General features: G+C 73.7%; 8 protein-coding genes. 7 read left to right on the forward strand and 1 reads right to left on the reverse strand.

Annotated features, from left to right (window positions below):
- Positions 1-36: 36 nt before the first annotated feature.
- The 6 genes from J8403_RS14675 (at position 37) to glgB (ending at position 11,849) form a co-directional block, all read left to right on the forward strand.
- The gene (locus tag J8403_RS14675) at positions 37-900 is read left to right on the forward strand and encodes a helix-turn-helix domain-containing protein (protein WP_211123584.1); all 864 of its coding nucleotides are present in this window, start codon (positions 37-39) and stop codon (positions 898-900) included.
- Between the two features lie 109 nt (positions 901-1,009).
- A complete protein-coding gene (locus J8403_RS14680) occupies positions 1,010-2,242 on the forward strand; it encodes a S8 family peptidase (RefSeq protein ID WP_211123585.1) in 1,233 nt (410 codons plus the stop codon).
- A gap of 279 nt (positions 2,243-2,521) precedes the next feature.
- Positions 2,522-4,516 carry an alpha-1,4-glucan--maltose-1-phosphate maltosyltransferase gene (locus J8403_RS14685; RefSeq protein ID WP_211123586.1) on the forward strand — a complete coding sequence of 665 codons (1,995 nt, stop codon included), beginning with the start codon at positions 2,522-2,524 and terminating at the stop codon, positions 4,514-4,516.
- Positions 4,513-6,249 (forward strand): maltose alpha-D-glucosyltransferase, encoded by a 1,737-nt coding sequence (gene treS, locus J8403_RS14690; protein ID WP_211123587.1) that lies wholly within the window; start codon positions 4,513-4,515, stop codon positions 6,247-6,249. The genes J8403_RS14685 and treS overlap by 4 nt, the downstream gene beginning before the upstream one ends.
- A gap of 648 nt (positions 6,250-6,897) precedes the next feature.
- The gene (locus J8403_RS14695; protein ID WP_211123588.1) at positions 6,898-8,472 is read left to right on the forward strand and encodes a maltokinase N-terminal cap-like domain-containing protein; all 1,575 of its coding nucleotides are present in this window, start codon (positions 6,898-6,900) and stop codon (positions 8,470-8,472) included.
- 1,136 nt (positions 8,473-9,608) lie between these two features.
- Positions 9,609-11,849: a 1,4-alpha-glucan branching enzyme gene (glgB, locus tag J8403_RS14700; protein ID WP_425519895.1), complete on the forward strand. Its 2,241-nt coding sequence runs from the start codon at positions 9,609-9,611 to the stop codon at positions 11,847-11,849.
- A gap of 43 nt (positions 11,850-11,892) precedes the next feature.
- Here the strand turns inward: glgB and J8403_RS14705 are convergent, their stop codons facing one another.
- Positions 11,893-14,982: an AfsR/SARP family transcriptional regulator gene (locus tag J8403_RS14705; RefSeq protein ID WP_246585845.1), complete on the reverse strand. Its 3,090-nt coding sequence runs from the start codon at positions 14,980-14,982 to the stop codon at positions 11,893-11,895.
- Positions 14,983-15,256: 274 nt separating this feature from the next.
- On the opposite strand from J8403_RS14705, the gene J8403_RS14710 reads away from it, so the two are divergent.
- Positions 15,257-15,451 carry a hypothetical protein gene (locus tag J8403_RS14710; RefSeq protein WP_093464772.1) on the forward strand — a complete coding sequence of 65 codons (195 nt, stop codon included), beginning with the start codon at positions 15,257-15,259 and terminating at the stop codon, positions 15,449-15,451.
- Positions 15,452-15,455 lie beyond the last annotated feature (4 nt).

Genomic DNA, 15,455 nt, shown 5'->3' on the forward strand with positions numbered 1-15,455 from the left:
AGGCACGGCGCGTGCCCATGCCGGACACTGGTGGGCATGGACGCACCTGCCGAGCTGGGAAGTTTCCTGCGCACCCGCCGCGCCGGGCTGCGCCCCGAGGACGTCGGCCTGGTCGCCTACGGGACCCGGCGCCGCGTCCCGGGGCTGCGCCGCGAGGAGCTGGCGCAGCTGGCCGGGGTGAGCGCGGCGTACTACACCCGGCTGGAACAGGGCCAGTCCACCGGCGCCTCGGACGGGGTGCTGGACGCCATCGCCCGCGCGCTGCGGCTGAGCCCGGACGAGCGGGCGCACTTGAGCAATCTGGCCCGTCCGCCACGCGCCGCGCGCCGTCCCGCGCCACGCGCCGGCTCCGCGCGCCCGGCGACCCGGCGGCTGATCGCCGCGATGGACGGGGTGCCGGCCGTGGTCCTCGACCACCGCTTCGACGTCCTGGCCTGGAATCCGCTGGGGCACGCCCTGATCGCCGGGCATCTGCCCGCCGACGCGCCCGAGCGGCCCGCCGCCCGCCCCAACACCCAGCGGATGCTGTTCCTCGATCCGCACACCCGTGAGCTGTATCCGGACTGGCCAGGCGAGGCGCGGCGGGCGGTCTCCTCGCTGCGGGTGGCGGCGGGCGCGCACCCCGACGACCGGCGGCTCGCCGAGCTGATCGGCGAACTGTCCATGAAGAGCCCGGAGTTCGCGGCGCTGTGGTCGCGCCATCCGGTGCGCCGGTGCGCGTTCGGCACCAAGTCCTTCCACCACCCCCTGGTGGGGCCGCTGGAGCTGGACTTCGAGATGACCCGGCTGCCGGACTCGGGGGGCCAGGGGCTGCTGATGTACGGGGCGGAGCCGGGTTCGCCGTCGGAGGCGGCGCTGCGGCTGCTGGCGCGGGAGGCCGGCACGTTTTACGCCCCCTGATGCGCCCTTGTCGGGATCTTTCCTCTCACGCGAGGCTGGGGTCCTTCTGACGGATCTCCGCGGCGTCGCGACGCCCGGTATGCCGTCGAGTTGGGGAGGGGATCGCTCCATGGCATGCGCATCTGCGGGCCGCCGGCGCAGGGTGGGGGCGCCGGCCGCCGTCGTCGCGGTGGTCCTGGTGGCCCTGTCGCCCGCCCAGACCGTTCCCGCGCAGGGGGTCCAGGCCGCGGGCGGGGCGGGGACCCACGGCTATATCGTCGCCCTGAAGCGGGGCGCGGGAGCGCCCGCGGCGGCGTCCGGGGCGGGCCGGGCGCTGGTCGAGCGGTACGGGGCGCGGGTGCGCCGGGTCTACGGCTCCGCGCTCAACGGCTATGCGGTACGGGCGAGCGCGGCGCAGGCCGGGCGGCTGGCGGCCGACCGACGCATCGCCTCGGTGACCCGGGACGAGCGGGTGTCCCTGCGGTGGACCCGGCTGCGGCTGCCGGCCCCGCCCCGCCGCCAGGCGCGGCCGCCGTGGGGCCTGGACCGGATCGACCAGCCGGACCGGCCGCTGGACGGGGCGTACACCGCACCCGGGGGCGGCGGGCGCGGCACCACGATCTATGTCATCGACTCCGGGGTCCGCGCCTCCCATGAGGACTTCGGCGGCCGGGCCCGCTCCGGCTGGGACTTCGTGGACGACGATCCGGTGGCCGAGGACGGCAACGGCCATGGCACCCATGTGGCGGCCACGGCGGCGGGCACCCGCTACGGCGTGGCGAAGAAGGCGGCGATCGTGGCCGTCCGGGTGCTGGACGACCGGGGCGAGGGCACCATCGCCCAGGTGCTGGCCGGAATGGACTGGGTGCTGCGACACGCCAGGCGGCCCGCGGTGGTCAATCTGAGCCTGGGCTCGGCGGCGGCCACCCCGCTGCCCGAATGGGACGCGGCGGTGCGGACGGGGATCGCGGCCGGTCTGGTCTTCACCGTGGCGGCGGGCAATCAGGACCGGCCCGCCGCCGCCTTCTCGCCGGGCCGGGTGGCGCCGGCGCTCACGGTGGGCTCGACCGACCGCGCCGACCGGCGCTCGGGCTTCTCCAACTGGGGCCCCGGAGTTGACCTGTTCGCGCCCGGTGACCGGATCGTCTCGGCGTCGAACGCGAGCGATACGGCGACCAGGACGCTGTCGGGCACCTCGATGGCGGCCCCGCATGTCGCGGGCGCCGCCGCGCTGTATCTGGCCGACCATCCCCTCGCCACCCCTGCCCAGGTCGGCGCGGCGCTGATAGCCGGGGCGAGCGGGGGCCGGGTGCGCGGCGCGGGCGCGGGCTCACCGAACCGTCTGCTGCGGGTGGCCAACTGACGTAGCGACACAACGCATCGGGTGGACGGCCCCGCCTACGGGCGGGGTCGATTCATGCACCCGGCGTTACGGACCGGTAGTTCACGGGAACCCGGATTGTCTCCCCGTTCCACAGGGGAAGGCTTTCCACGCGCGCCCCCCATGGCCGACCTCATCCGCCCACCAGAGTGAACGCGGACAGGAGCTGTCATGCCCGCAACCCATCGCCCGGCGGCAAAACCGATACAAAGGACAAAAGCCGCCCTAGCGTCTCCATCCGCAACGCCGTCAGGTGATCCTATGATCGGTCGCATTCCCATTCTGGATATCCGCCCGCTGATCGACTGCGGCCGCCGCCCCGCCAAGGCGGTGGTGGACGAGACCTTCGAGGTCAGCGCCACCGTGTTCCGGGAGGGCCATGACGCGGTCAACGCCAATGTGGTCCTCCGCGATCCGTCCGGGCGCTCGGGCCCCTGGACCCCGATGCGCGAACTCGCCCCCGGCACCGACCGCTGGGGCGCCGAGGTCACCCCCGGCGCGCCCGGCCGCTGGACGTACACGGTCGAGGCCTGGAGCGATCCGATCGCCACCTGGCGCCACCACGCCCGGATCAAGATCCCGGCCGGGATCGACACCGATCTGGTCCTGGAGGAGGGGGCCCGGCTGCATGAGCGGGCCGCCACCGGAGTGCCCAAGAACGACGGCCGGGAGGCGGTCCTGGCGGCCGTCGACGGGCTGCGCGACGAGCGCCGCCCGGTGGCCGACCGGCTCGCCGCGGCGCTCGCGCCCGATGTGACCGCGGCCCTCGACCGCCACCCGCTGCGGGAGTTGGTCACCTCATCACGCCCCATGCCGCTCCAGGTGGACCGGGAGCGGGCGCTGTTCGGCTCCTGGTACGAACTCTTCCCGCGCTCGGAGGGGGCCAGGGTGACCGAGGGGCGGCGGCCGGTCAGCGGCACCCTGCGCACCGCCGCCGAGCGGCTGCCCGCCCTGGCCGCCGCGGGCTTCGACGTCGTCTATCTGCCGCCGATCCACCCCATCGGCACCGCCTTCCGCAAGGGCCCCAACAACACCCTCTCCGCCGGCCCCTTCGACGTGGGCTCCCCGTGGGCCATCGGCTCGGCCGACGGCGGCCATGACGCGATCCACCCGGACCTGGGCACCCTGGAGGACTTCGACCACTTCGTGGCGCGCGCCCGCGAGCTGCGCATGGAGGTCGCGCTGGACTTCGCGCTCCAGTGCTCCCCGGACCACCCCTGGGTCACCGAGCACCCCGAATGGTTCCACCAGCGCGCCGACGGCACCGTCGCGTACGCCGAGAACCCGCCCAAGAAGTACCAGGACATCTATCCGATCGCCTTCGACCGGGACTTCCACGGCCTGGTCCGGGAGACCGAGCGGGTGCTGCGCTTCTGGATGGAGCACGGGGTGCGGATCTTCCGGGTGGACAATCCGCACACCAAGCCGGTGGTCTTCTGGGAGAAGGTGCTCGGCGACATCCACCGCACCCACCCCGATGTCCTCTTCCTCGCCGAGGCGTTCACCCGCCCGGCGATGATGAACACCCTCGGCGCGGTCGGCTTCCACCAGTCGTACACCTACTTCACCTGGCGGAACACCAAACAGGAGCTCACCGACTACCTCACCGAGCTGGCCGGGGACGCGGCCGCCTGGATGCGGCCCAACTTCTTCGTCAACACCCCCGACATCCTCCACGCCCACCTCCAGGAGGGCGGCCGCCCCGCCTTCGAGGCGCGGGCCGTGCTCGCCGCCACCCTCTCCCCCACCTGGGGCGTCTACGCGGGCTACGAACTGTGCGAGAACACCCCGGTGCGCGCGGGCAGCGAGGAGTACCTGGACTCGGAGAAGTACCAGCTGCGGCCGCGCGACTGGGCGGCGGCCGAGCGCGAGGGCAGAACGATCACCCCCCTGCTCGCCCGGCTGAACCGGCTGCGCCGCCGCCATCCCGCCCTGCGGCGGCTGCGCAACCTCAGATTCCACCACGCCGACAACGATTCCGTCATCGTCTACTCCAAGCGCGCGGGCGACTCGTGTGTGGTCACGGTCGTCAACCTGGACCCTCACCACACCCAGGAGGCGACGGTCTCGTTGAACATGCCGGAACTCGGCCTCGAGTGGCATGAGTCCGTCCCGGTGCGCGACGAGCTCACCGGCGAGACCTATCACTGGGGCAGGGACAACTATGTGCGCCTGGAGCCGGGGCGTGGGCCGGCTCCGGCGCATGTGCTGTCCCTGCGACCGTCCTCACCGATCGGAGGGTCACCCACAACATGATCGTCAATGAGCCCGTACCGGACACATTCGAGGACACACCCGCGAAGGACCGTGATCCCGACTGGTTCAAGCGCGCCGTCTTCTACGAGGTCCTGGTCCGCTCCTTCCAGGACAGCAACGGGGACGGCGTCGGCGACCTCAAGGGCCTGACCGCCAAGCTGGACTATCTGCAGTGGCTGGGCGTGGACTGCCTGTGGCTGCCACCGTTCTTCGCCTCACCGCTGCGCGACGGCGGCTATGACGTCTCGGACTACACCGCCGTGCTGCCGGAGTTCGGGGACCTCGCGGACTTCGTGGAGTTCGTCGACGCCGCGCATCAGCGCGGGATGCGCGTGATCATCGATTTTGTCATGAACCACACGAGCGACCAGCATCCGTGGTTCCAGGAGTCCCGCAGCGACCCGGACGGACCGTACGGCGAGTACTACGTATGGGCCGACGACGACAAGCAGTACCAGGACGCGCGGATCATCTTCGTCGACACCGAGGCGTCCAACTGGACCTTTGATCCGGTACGCAAGCAGTACTACTGGCACCGCTTCTTCTCGCACCAGCCGGACCTCAACTTCGAGAACCCGGCCGTCCAGGAGGAAGTACTGGCCGCCCTGCGCTTCTGGCTGGACCTGGGCATCGACGGATTCCGGCTCGACGCCGTCCCGTATCTGTATGCCGAGGAGGGCACCAACTGCGAGAACCTCCCGCGCACCCATGAACTGCTCAAGCGCGTCCGGGCCGAGATCGACGCCCACTACCCCGACACCGTGCTGCTGGCCGAGGCCAATCAGTGGCCGGAGGACGTCGTCGACTACTTCGGCGACTTCGCGGCGGGCGGCGACGAATGCCATATGGCCTTCCACTTCCCGGTGATGCCGCGCATCTTCATGGCGGTGCGGCGCGAGTCCCGCTATCCGGTCTCGGAGATCCTCGCCAAGACCCCCGCCATCCCCTCCGGCTGCCAGTGGGGCATCTTCCTGCGCAACCACGACGAGCTGACGCTGGAGATGGTCACCGACGAAGAGCGCGACTACATGTACGCGGAGTACGCCAAGGACCCCAGAATGCGGGCCAACATCGGCATCCGCAGACGACTCGCCCCCCTGCTGGACAACGACCGCAACCAGATCGAGCTGTTCACCGCGCTGCTGCTGTCCCTGCCCGGCTCCCCGATCCTCTACTACGGCGACGAGATCGGCATGGGGGACAACATCTGGCTCGGCGACCGCGACGCCGTGCGCACCCCCATGCAGTGGACCCCCGACCGCAACGCGGGCTTCTCCTCCTGCGATCCGGGGCGGCTGTTCCTGCCGACCATCATGGACCCGGTCTACGGCTATCAGGTCACCAATGTCGAGGCGGCCATGAGCAGCCCGTCCTCGCTGCTGCACTGGACCCGCCGGATGATCGAGATCCGGAAGCAGAACCCCGCCTTCGGGCTCGGCTCCTTCACCGAGCTGCCGTCCTCCAACCCGGCGGTCCTCGCCTTCCTGCGCGAGGCCCCCTCCACCCGGGACGGCGAGGACGACTTGGTGCTGTGCGTGAACAACTTCTCGCGCTTCGCCCAGCCCACCGAGCTGGATCTGCAGTCCTTCGCCGGCCGCCATCCGGTCGAGCTGATCGGCGGGGTCCGCTTCCCGGCCATCGGGGAGCTGCCGTATCTGCTGACCATGGCCGGCCACGGCTTCTACTGGTTCCGGCTGCGGCGAGGCGAACCGATGGACCACTGGGCCGAGTGAGACGCCTGGAAGGGGCACGGGGCACCGGGGCCTCCGCCCTTGGACCCCGGGGCCTGAGGGCGGAAGCCCCGCCCTCCAGCCCCTCCGGCGCTCGAGGAGCGGAGTCTGGGGCAGAGCCCCGCCGCCCCCAGCCCCTCCGGCGCTCGAGGAGCAGGGCCTGGGGCAGAACCCCACCACCCAGCCCCTCCGGCGCTCGAGGAGCAGGGCCTGGGGCAGAACCCCACCACCCAGCCCCTCCGGCGCTCGAGGAGCAGGGCCTGGGACAGAACCCCACCACCCAGCCCCTCCGGCGCTTGAGGAGCGGGGTCTGGGGCGGAGCCCCAGTTTCGGGAAGGGGCGGGGAGGGGAACGGCCCGCCGCAGGCGCCCCGCCCGGCCACGTGGTTTCGGCCAGGGCACACAGGGCACACCCTCCGCCCCGCCCCTCGCTCCTCCGTACGCGTCCATCTCGGGCGCGTACGGGCGTTTTCGACCCCCCGTCATGGGCACTCTGTACTCACATGCGCCACCGGCGGACCCGATCGCGTACACCGAGCTCGCCGTACGGACGATCCTCGCCCGACACGTCCCGCACCGTCGCACAGTCAATGCCGCAATCCGGGACACTTTGCCCTGATCTGTCGTGTGCCCGGGGAAAGGACGCGACGCCATGCCGGAAGCTCCGCTCTCCCGGGGGGCACAACACCCGCCGCCCGCCGTACCGCGGGACCAGCCCCCGACGTCCGCCACCCGCACCGCCACGGCCGCTGCCGCGGCCGCGGCAGCGGGCCCGTCCGGGCTGCTCGCCTCGCTCGCGCCGCTGCTCGCCGAGTGGCTGCCCCGCCAGCGCTGGTTCGCGGGCAAGGGCCGTCCCGTCACCGGCTTCGCGCTGGTCTCCGCGACCGAGCTGCTGCCGTGGCGGGCGGGCGGCGGCATGCCCGGGCTGCTCCATCTGCTGATCCGCGCCCAGCAGCCGGAGCCGCCAGGCCACCGGCACGGCTTCGGCTGCGGCCACCGGCGCGGGGCGGCAGCCAGCGACTGCTACCAGCTCCTGCTCGGGGCGCGCCCCACCCTTCCGCCGCCGCTCGCCCCCGCGCTCATCGGCCGGCCCAGCGGCGGGCCGCTGGACGGGCAGACGGTGTACGAGGCGCTGTTCGACCCCCGGCTCACCACGCTGCTGCTGGAGCGGCTGCGGACGCCCGGGCGGCTCGGCCCGCTGCGCTTCGTACGGGAGCCGTCCAGCGCGATCCCCTCCGCGCTGCCGCCCCGGGTGATGACCGCCGAGCAGTCCAACTCCTCGGTGATCTATGGCGATACGTTTATTCTCAAACTCTTCCGCCGGGTCAGCCCCGGCACCAACCCCGACCTCGAACTCCCCCTCGCGCTCGCCCACACCGGCTGCACCCGGGTGCCCGCGCCCGCCGCCTGGTTCGAGGCCGAGCCGCTTGCCGAGGGCGCCGTGCCGCCGCCGGAGCCCGTCACCCTGGGGGTGCTGCAGCCGTTCCTGGCCGGTTCCCGGGACGGCTGGCAGCTCGCGCTCGACGCCCTGGCCGCCGGGGGCGACTTCACCGAGGCCGCCCGGGCGCTGGGGCACGCGACCGCCGAGGTCCATCTGGCGATGGCCCGCGCCCTGCCCACCTCCGTGTTGCGCCGCCCGCAGATCGACCATCTCGCCGCCGCCATGAGCGAACGGCTGGATTCGGCCGCCGCCGCGGTGCCCGCCCTCCAGCCCTACCGCGCCGAATTGCACGGCGCCTACGAGGATCTGGCCGCGCTGGGGCGCGCGGGGCGCACCTGGGCGGCCCAGCGCATCCACGGCGATCTGCATCTGGGGCAGGCGCTGCTGACCGGGGACGTCGGCGGCGGAGGTGGTAGCGGGGACGGTAGCGGTGGCGGGCGCTGGTCGCTGATCGACTTCGAGGGCGAGCCGTCCCGCCCGCTGGCCGAACGCCGCCGCGCGCAGCCGCCGGTGCGCGATATCGCCGGCATGCTGCGGTCCTTCGACTACGCGGCGGCCGTGGGACGCCATGAGCGCCCGCAGGAGTGGGCGGGCCGCACCCGCGCCGCCTACTGCGCGGGCTATGCGGAGGCCTCCGGCACCGATCCGCGCGACGAACCGGAGCTGCTGCGCGCCCATGAGACCGACAAGGCCGTCTACGAAGTGCTCTACGAGGCGCGGCACCGCCCCGACTGGCTGTCGGTCCCGATGACCGCGATCCGCCGCCTCGCCACCGCCCGCGCCTGACCCATGGGGCCACGGGCGGCACCGGCCCCGGCCCTGCTCTGGGCCCCGGCGCGGGGGCCCGGCGCCGGGCCCCCGCCCACGGACCGCCGCCGCACGGTCCCCGTCCGCATCCCCGCTTCCGACCGTCCGACGCCCGACACCTCCGGGAGGACCACCCCGTGACCGCACGACCGCCGTCCGGCCAGCACCCGTCCGACGAGGGACCGGGCCACCCACCCGCCACCACGACCGGTCCGGCGGTCCCGGGCGTCCCCCCGACGTTCCTCCCCGGCCGCACCTATCCGCGGCCCCAGCCCGCCACCGCGCACCCGGGCCCCGAGCCCGTCCGGCCGGGCGAGAGCGCGGACCGCACAACGCCGACCACCTCCCCCGGCCCGGACGCCGCCCAGGCGGACCCGGCTTCGGCGACGGACCCCGCCCCGGCGCGGGAGGCCGCCGCGGCGGCCGGGCCCCCGTCGGCGTCCTCAGCAGCCGGGAACCCGCACCCGGACCGACGGCCGAGCCCCGACGACGAGCCGAGGCGGGGGGCCATCGCGGCGAGCGGGCCCGGGGAAGCAGGTCCAGCAGCCGGGAATCCGCGCCCGGGCCCCGGCGCCCCGCCGCCGGCCGGCTCCCCCGGGCCGGTCACCCCGGAGGCGCATCCAACCCCGGCACGCGAGACCGCCGCGGCGGCCGAGCCCCGGGACACGACCACACCGGCCGGGCCCCACGAAGCGGCCACACCGGGTGGGCCCCGTGACGCGACCTCGGCAGCCGGGAATCCGCGCCCCGACCGGCGCCCGGCCCCCGAGGACGCCCCGGGGCCGGCCCCGGCCCCCCGGGAGGACCCCGCGTCCGCCGAGTCGGCGGGGATCGAGCCCGCGTCCCACCGGGAGTCTCCCGACCCGTCCGCCACGGCGGCGGATCCGGCCGGACGGCCGGAGGCGGCAGTCGGAAGTGGCGGCCCGGGGTTGGCGGCACCCACTCACGACGGTGGCCCGGGCCAGGAGGCCCAGCCCGCCGACCGTGGCCGCCCCGGCCGCGAGGCGCGGGTGTCCTACGGTGCCGCGCCCGTGCCCCGCGCGCCGCGCGCGGACCAGGCGCGGCATGAGGAGCCGGACGGCGCGGCCGAGCCGTCGCGCGTCGCCGGGCGGCCCGTGGCCGGGGGCGGCGGGCAGGCCGACGAGGTGTACGACGAGCACGGGGTGCGGCCCGCGCCCGCGCTCGGGGACGAGGAGCGGCGGCGGCTGCTGACCGGGGCGCACCACGCACCGCACGATCTGCTCGGCGCCCACCCCGTGCGCGGCGGTGTGCTCTTCCGCTGCCTGCGCCCGTACGCCCACTCGGTGACCGTCGCCGCCGCCGGGCTGCGCGCCCGGCTGCGGGCCGAGGGGGACGGGCTGTTCTCCGGGGTGCTGCCGCTGCGGGAGATCCCGGAGTACCGGCTGCTGGTGACGTACGAGGACGCCGAGCTGGAGCTGCACGACCCGTACCGCTTCCTGCCCACCCTCGGCGAACTCGATCTGCACCTCATCGGCGAGGGCCGGCACGAGGAGCTGTGGCGGGCGCTCGGCGCGCATCCGATGACCCACCAGCGCGTCTCCGGCACCCGCTTCACCGTATGGGCGCCGAACGCCCTCGGGGTGCGGCTGACCGGCGACTTCACCTACTGGGACGGCACCGCGCTGCCGATGCGCTCGCTCGGCGGCAGCGGTGTGTGGGAGCTGTTCCTGCCCGGTGTCGGCGAGGGCGCGCTCTACAAGTTCGAGATCACCCGGCCCGACGGCGGCCGCACCCTGCGCGCCGACCCGATGGCGCGGCGCACCGAGTGCCCGCCCGCCACCGCCTCCGTCGTCCATGCCTCCCACCACGACTGGGGGGATGAGGCGTGGCTGGCGCGCCGGGAGGGCGGGCGCGTCCATGAGCTGCCGTTCTCCGTCTACGAGGTGCATCTGCCGTCCTGGCGGCCGGGGCTGACCTACCGGCAGCTCGCCCAGCAGCTCCCGGCGTACGTGAAGGACCTCGGCTTCACCCATGTCGAGCTGATGCCGGTGGCCGAGCACCCCTTCGGCGGCTCGTGGGGCTACCAGGTGACCGGTTTCTACGCGCCGACGGCCCGGCTGGGCACCCCCGACGACTTCAAGTACCTGGTGGACGCGCTGCACCAGGCGGGCATCGGGGTGCTCGTGGACTGGGTGCCCGCGCATTTCCCCAAGGACGCCTGGGCGCTGGCCGAGTTCGACGGCCGTCCGCTGTACGAGCCCGCGGATCCGCTGCGGGCCGCGCACCCCGACTGGGGCACGCTGGAGTTCGACTACGGGCGCACGGAGGTGCGCAACTTCCTGGTGGCGAACGCCGTCTACTGGTGCGAGGAGTTCCATATCGACGGTCTGCGGGTGGACGCCGTCGCCTCCATGCTCTACCTCGACTACTCCCGCGAGCCCGGCCAGTGGACGCCCAACGCGCACGGCGGCCGGGAGAACCTGGACGCGGTCGCCTTCCTGCAGGAGATGAACGCGACCGTCTACCGCCGCTGCCCGGGTGTGATCACCATCGCCGAGGAGTCGACCGCCTGGGACGGGGTCACCCGCGCCACCCACCATGTGGGCCCCAGCGGCTTCGGCGGCCTCGGCTTCGGGCTGAAGTGGAACATGGGCTGGATGCACGACTCGCTGGCCTATCTCGCGCATGAGCCGGTGCACCGCGCCTACCACCACCATGAGATGACCTTCTCGATGGTGTACGCCTACAGCGAGAACTATGTGCTGCCGATCTCGCACGACGAGGTGGTGCACGGCAAACGGGCCCTGGTGTCGAAGATGCCCGGGGACTGGTGGCAGCAGCGCGCCAACCACCGCGCGTACCTCGGCTTCATGTGGGCCCATCCGGGCAAGCAACTGCTCTTCATGGGGCAGGAGTTCGCCCAAGGGGCCGAGTGGTCGGAGGCGCACGGGCCGGACTGGTGGCTGCTGGATCCGTCGTACTCCGCCGAGCCCGACCACCGGGGCGTCCGCGATCTGGTCCGCGATCTGAACCAGGTGTACGCGGCCACGCCCGCGCTGTGGCAGCGGGACACCGACCCCGAGGGCTTCTCCTGGATCGAGGGCGATGCCCGCGAGGACAATGTCTTCGCCTTCCTCCGCTTCGACGCCGACGGCTCCCCGCTGCTGACCATCAGCAACTTCTCCCCGGTGGTCCGCCAGGACTACCGCATCGGGACGCCGGAGGCGGTGCCGGTGTGGCGTGAGGTGCTGAACACCGACGACGGGCGCTATGGCGGCAGCGGTGTGGCCAACGCCGAGCCGCTGAAGGCCGAGCCCACGGGGTGGCACGGCCGTCCGGCCTCCATCCTGCCGGTGCTGCCGCCGCTGGCCACGATCTGGCTGCGGCCCGCCTGAGCCGCACACCTCCTGAGCCGCCCCTCCCGATGCCTACGTCCCGTCAGCCGTCGGGCTCGCCCAGCCGGGTGAGCCCGTCCCGGAGCCGCTGGGCGTCGGGGTGGCCGAGGGCGTCGAACCGGGTCAGGGCCCGCTGCCAGCTGTCGCGGGCCCCGGCCCGGTCCCCGGCGGCGAGCTGTGCGCTGCCGAGCCGGTGCAGGGACTCCGCCTCCCGGACCCGCTCGCCCCGGCCGCGCCGCAGCTCCACGGCGTGCCGGTAGCACCTGATGGCCTGCTGGTGGTCGCCGATGTGCTGATAGGCGTAGCCGAGGCTGTCCCAGGCCGCGGACTCCCCCCGTCTGTCCCCCGCCTCCCGCATCATGTTCAGCGCCTTCTCGCAGTGGACGAGGGTCTGCTGGAAGTCGCCCAGCATGGCGTAGGCCCAGCCGACGTTGTTCATCGCGTACGCCTCGCCGCTGCGCCGGCCCGCCGCCCGGTGCAGCTTCAGGGCGCGCAGCGCGTGGTGCAGCCCCTCGTCAAGGCGGCCCTCCCGCTCACAGGCGAAGTTGAGCGCGCCATGGGCCAGGGCCTGGCCGACGGCGTTGCCGGTCTCGCGGTGCAGGTTCAGGGCGCGCACCAGATGGCCGCGGGCCCGGTCGTAGCGCCCCATCCGCAGATCGGCCAGGCCCAGGCCGTAGCAGGCGTGGGCCTGGCCGGTGAGGTCGCGGATGCGGTGGGCCGAGCCCAGGGCGGTCCGGTGGACGGTGCGCTGATCGTGCCAGTGGCCGCGCTGGTCCAGGAACTCCATCAGCGACCAGGCCAGTTGCCAGGCGTGGGCCTCGAATCCGGTCTCGGCGGCCTGCTGCAGCGCCGCGATCAGCGCCGGATAGGTGAGGCTGAACCAGAGCAGTGCCTGGGCGTGGCCCGCGAACTCCCCGACGCTGACCCCGGGGCTGACCGGCTCGACCCTGATCGGCTCGCGGTGCGGGGTGAACGCGGCCCCGGCGGCCACGGCGGTGTGCAGATAGTGGTCGAGCAGCCGGTGCAGCGCGGTGTGGCGCTCCTCCTGCCCGTCGTACGCCCGGGTGAGCTCCACGGCGTAGGCGCGCAGCAGATCGTGGAAGCCGTACTGGCCGGGGGCGCGTTCGGTGATCAGATGCGCCCGGGTGAGCTGGATCAGCAGCCGGCGGGCCTGCGGGACGGGGACCCCCACCAGGCTGGCGGCGGCGGGGGCCGCGATGTCGGGGCCCGGGTGGACGCCCAGCAGCCGGAACAGCCGGGCGGCGTCGGGGCCCAGGGCGTGGTACGACCAGGAGAAGACGGCCCGGACATCGGTGGTGGCGTCCCCGCCTTCGAAGGCGTCGAGGCTGCCGCGGGCGTCGCGCAGCTCCCCGGCGAGCGCCTCCAGGCCGAAGCGGGGGTGGGCGGCGGCGCGGGCGGCCACGATGGCGAGCGCGAGCGGCAGCCCGGCGCACACCGTGATCACCTCGGCCACGGCCTCGGGTTCGGCGGCCACCCGCTCGGCACCGACCCGGCTGATCAGCAGCTCGCGCGCCTCGGCGCGGTCGAGCAGATCGAGCGGCAGCGGCTGGGCCTGCTCGGCGACGACCAGGCTGGTGAGTTCGTTACGGCTGGTCAGCACCACCAGACAGCCGGGGGAACCGGGCAGCAGGGGCCGCACCTGCTCGGCGTCCCGGGCGTTGTCGAGCAGGATCAGCATCCGGCGGTCGGCCACCAGGCTCCGGTACAGCGCGGTCTGCGCCTCGACGGTCGCGGGGATCCGGTGGGCGGGCACCTGGAAGGCGTCCAGGAGGCTCCGTACGGCCTCGGCGACGGTCATGGCCGAGTCGGTGGGGCCGAAACCGCGCAGGTTCAGATAGAGCTGACCGTCGGGGAACCGGTCGCGGACGCGGTGGGCCCAGTGCACCGCGAGGGTCGTCTTGCCGAGGCCGCCACTGCCCGCGATCACGGTGATCACCGCGGCCGTGGGCGCCCGTCCGCCGCCCTCGCCCGAGCCCGCGCGCAGCAGGGCGTCCAGCCCGGCCAGTTCGCGCTCCCGGCCGGTGAAGTGGGCGACGTCGGAGGGGAGTTGCTGCGGTACGGCGGTGACGACAGAGATGGGCCCGGGGGTGATGACGGGTGGACCGGCGTGGGGCGGATCGGCGGAGGTGGGCGGGGAGGCGAGTTCCGCGGCGGGCGCGGTGACGGGCTCGGGGCTCTCGTCGGCGGCCGGGACGCCCTCCGGGGCGGGGGACGGGGCGGGCGCCGCGTCGGACGGCTGCGCCGGGGGTACGGGAGCGCTCCCGTACGATCCGGGCGGACCGGACGGATCCCCGGACCGGCCGCCGTCTCGGCTGTCCCGGCCGTCCCGGCTGTCCTCGAGTGCCTCCCGGTGGAGCCGCTGCAGCTCGTCGCCGGGTTCGATGCCCAGCTCCTCCACATACCTCCGGCGGGTGGAGCGGAAGAGCGCGAGGGCGTCGGCCCGCCTGCCGCCACGCCGCAGCGCCTCCATCAGCAGCGCCACCGAGCGCTCCCGCAAAGGGTGTTCGGCCACCAGGGCGGACAGCTCCGCGGCGGCCTCGTGGTGCCGTCCGGAGCGCAGGTCGATCGCGGCGAGCTCCTCGACCGCCGTCCGCCGCTCCTCCTCCAGCCCGGCGCCCAGGGTGTCGGGGAGCCAGCCGCCCGCGACGTCCGCCAGTGCGGGCCCGCGCCACAACTGCAGTGCCGCGCGCAGCAGTTCCCCGGCCCGGCCCTCGGGTCCCTCGGCGAACCCGGCGGCCCGGGCGGCCGACCCGACGGCCCCGGCAGCCCCACTGGCCCCAGCGTCCTTGGGGCCCTCCCGCGCGGCCCGCACCAGATCGCGGAACCGGTGCAGATCGACCTGCTCACGCGCGACGGTCAGGGAATAGCCCTTCGCCGATGTCGTCAACTCGGCCCCGGGCAAGGCGGAAAGGATCCGCCGCAGCTTGGAAATCTGCACCTGCACGGCGTTTCGCGCGGACCCCGGCGGGTCCTCGCCCCATACTGCCAACACCAGCCTGTCGACGGACACCACGCGGCCGGAGGCCATCAGCAGCATCGCCAGAACAGACCGCTGCTGCGCGGCGGTCGGCCCCAGGAGACGCTCGCCCTGCCATATTCCGACCGGTCCCAACAGGCGAAACTCGGTCCCATCCACACACTGCCCCCGTTGGTACCAGAGATTTCACTGTGACCATGTGGAAGCCTACCCACGGGTTCGGGTCAGCGAGGCATCAGCGGGATATCAGCGGCTCGTAGCACCCTACGGTCATCGAGGGCCCCATGGGCACCAGAAGCCCACCCGGTCACCGCGGCGGCGGCGACCGAACCGGAAGTGTCCGGTCCGGGGCCCTCATCCACCAATGAACGGGGGACAGCATGGCAGTGAGGTGCCGAGGAGGCGGCTCATGACCACGGCTGAAGGAACACGAAGCACACCTCGGATCGGCGAGCTCGTCTACGACCTCGAACGCGAGGCCATGGGGCGCGTCGCCTACGTCGACACCGGCGGCAACGTCGCCTGGGTCAAACCCCTGCACGAGGGCCCCGAATGGACGGCCCTCCCGGAACAGCTGCGCCGCGCGCCGGACGGTGAGCGCTGAGGCG

Source organism: Streptomyces yatensis (assembly GCF_018069625.1).
GTDB classification, from domain to species: Bacteria; Actinomycetota; Actinomycetes; order Streptomycetales; family Streptomycetaceae; genus Streptomyces; species Streptomyces yatensis.

Coding starts and splice junctions, on each gene's coding strand:
- J8403_RS14695 (WP_211123588.1), top strand. CDS start 6,898: ATGCCGGAAGCTCCGCTCTCCCGGGGGGCACAACACCCGCCGCCCGCC.
- J8403_RS14710 (WP_093464772.1), top strand. CDS start 15,257: ATGACCACGGCTGAAGGAACACGAAGCACACCTCGGATCGGCGAGCTC.
- J8403_RS14675 (WP_211123584.1), top strand. CDS start 37: ATGGACGCACCTGCCGAGCTGGGAAGTTTCCTGCGCACCCGCCGCGCC.
- treS (WP_211123587.1), top strand. CDS start 4,513: ATGATCGTCAATGAGCCCGTACCGGACACATTCGAGGACACACCCGCG.
- J8403_RS14685 (WP_211123586.1), top strand. CDS start 2,522: ATGATCGGTCGCATTCCCATTCTGGATATCCGCCCGCTGATCGACTGC.
- J8403_RS14680 (WP_211123585.1), top strand. CDS start 1,010: ATGGCATGCGCATCTGCGGGCCGCCGGCGCAGGGTGGGGGCGCCGGCC.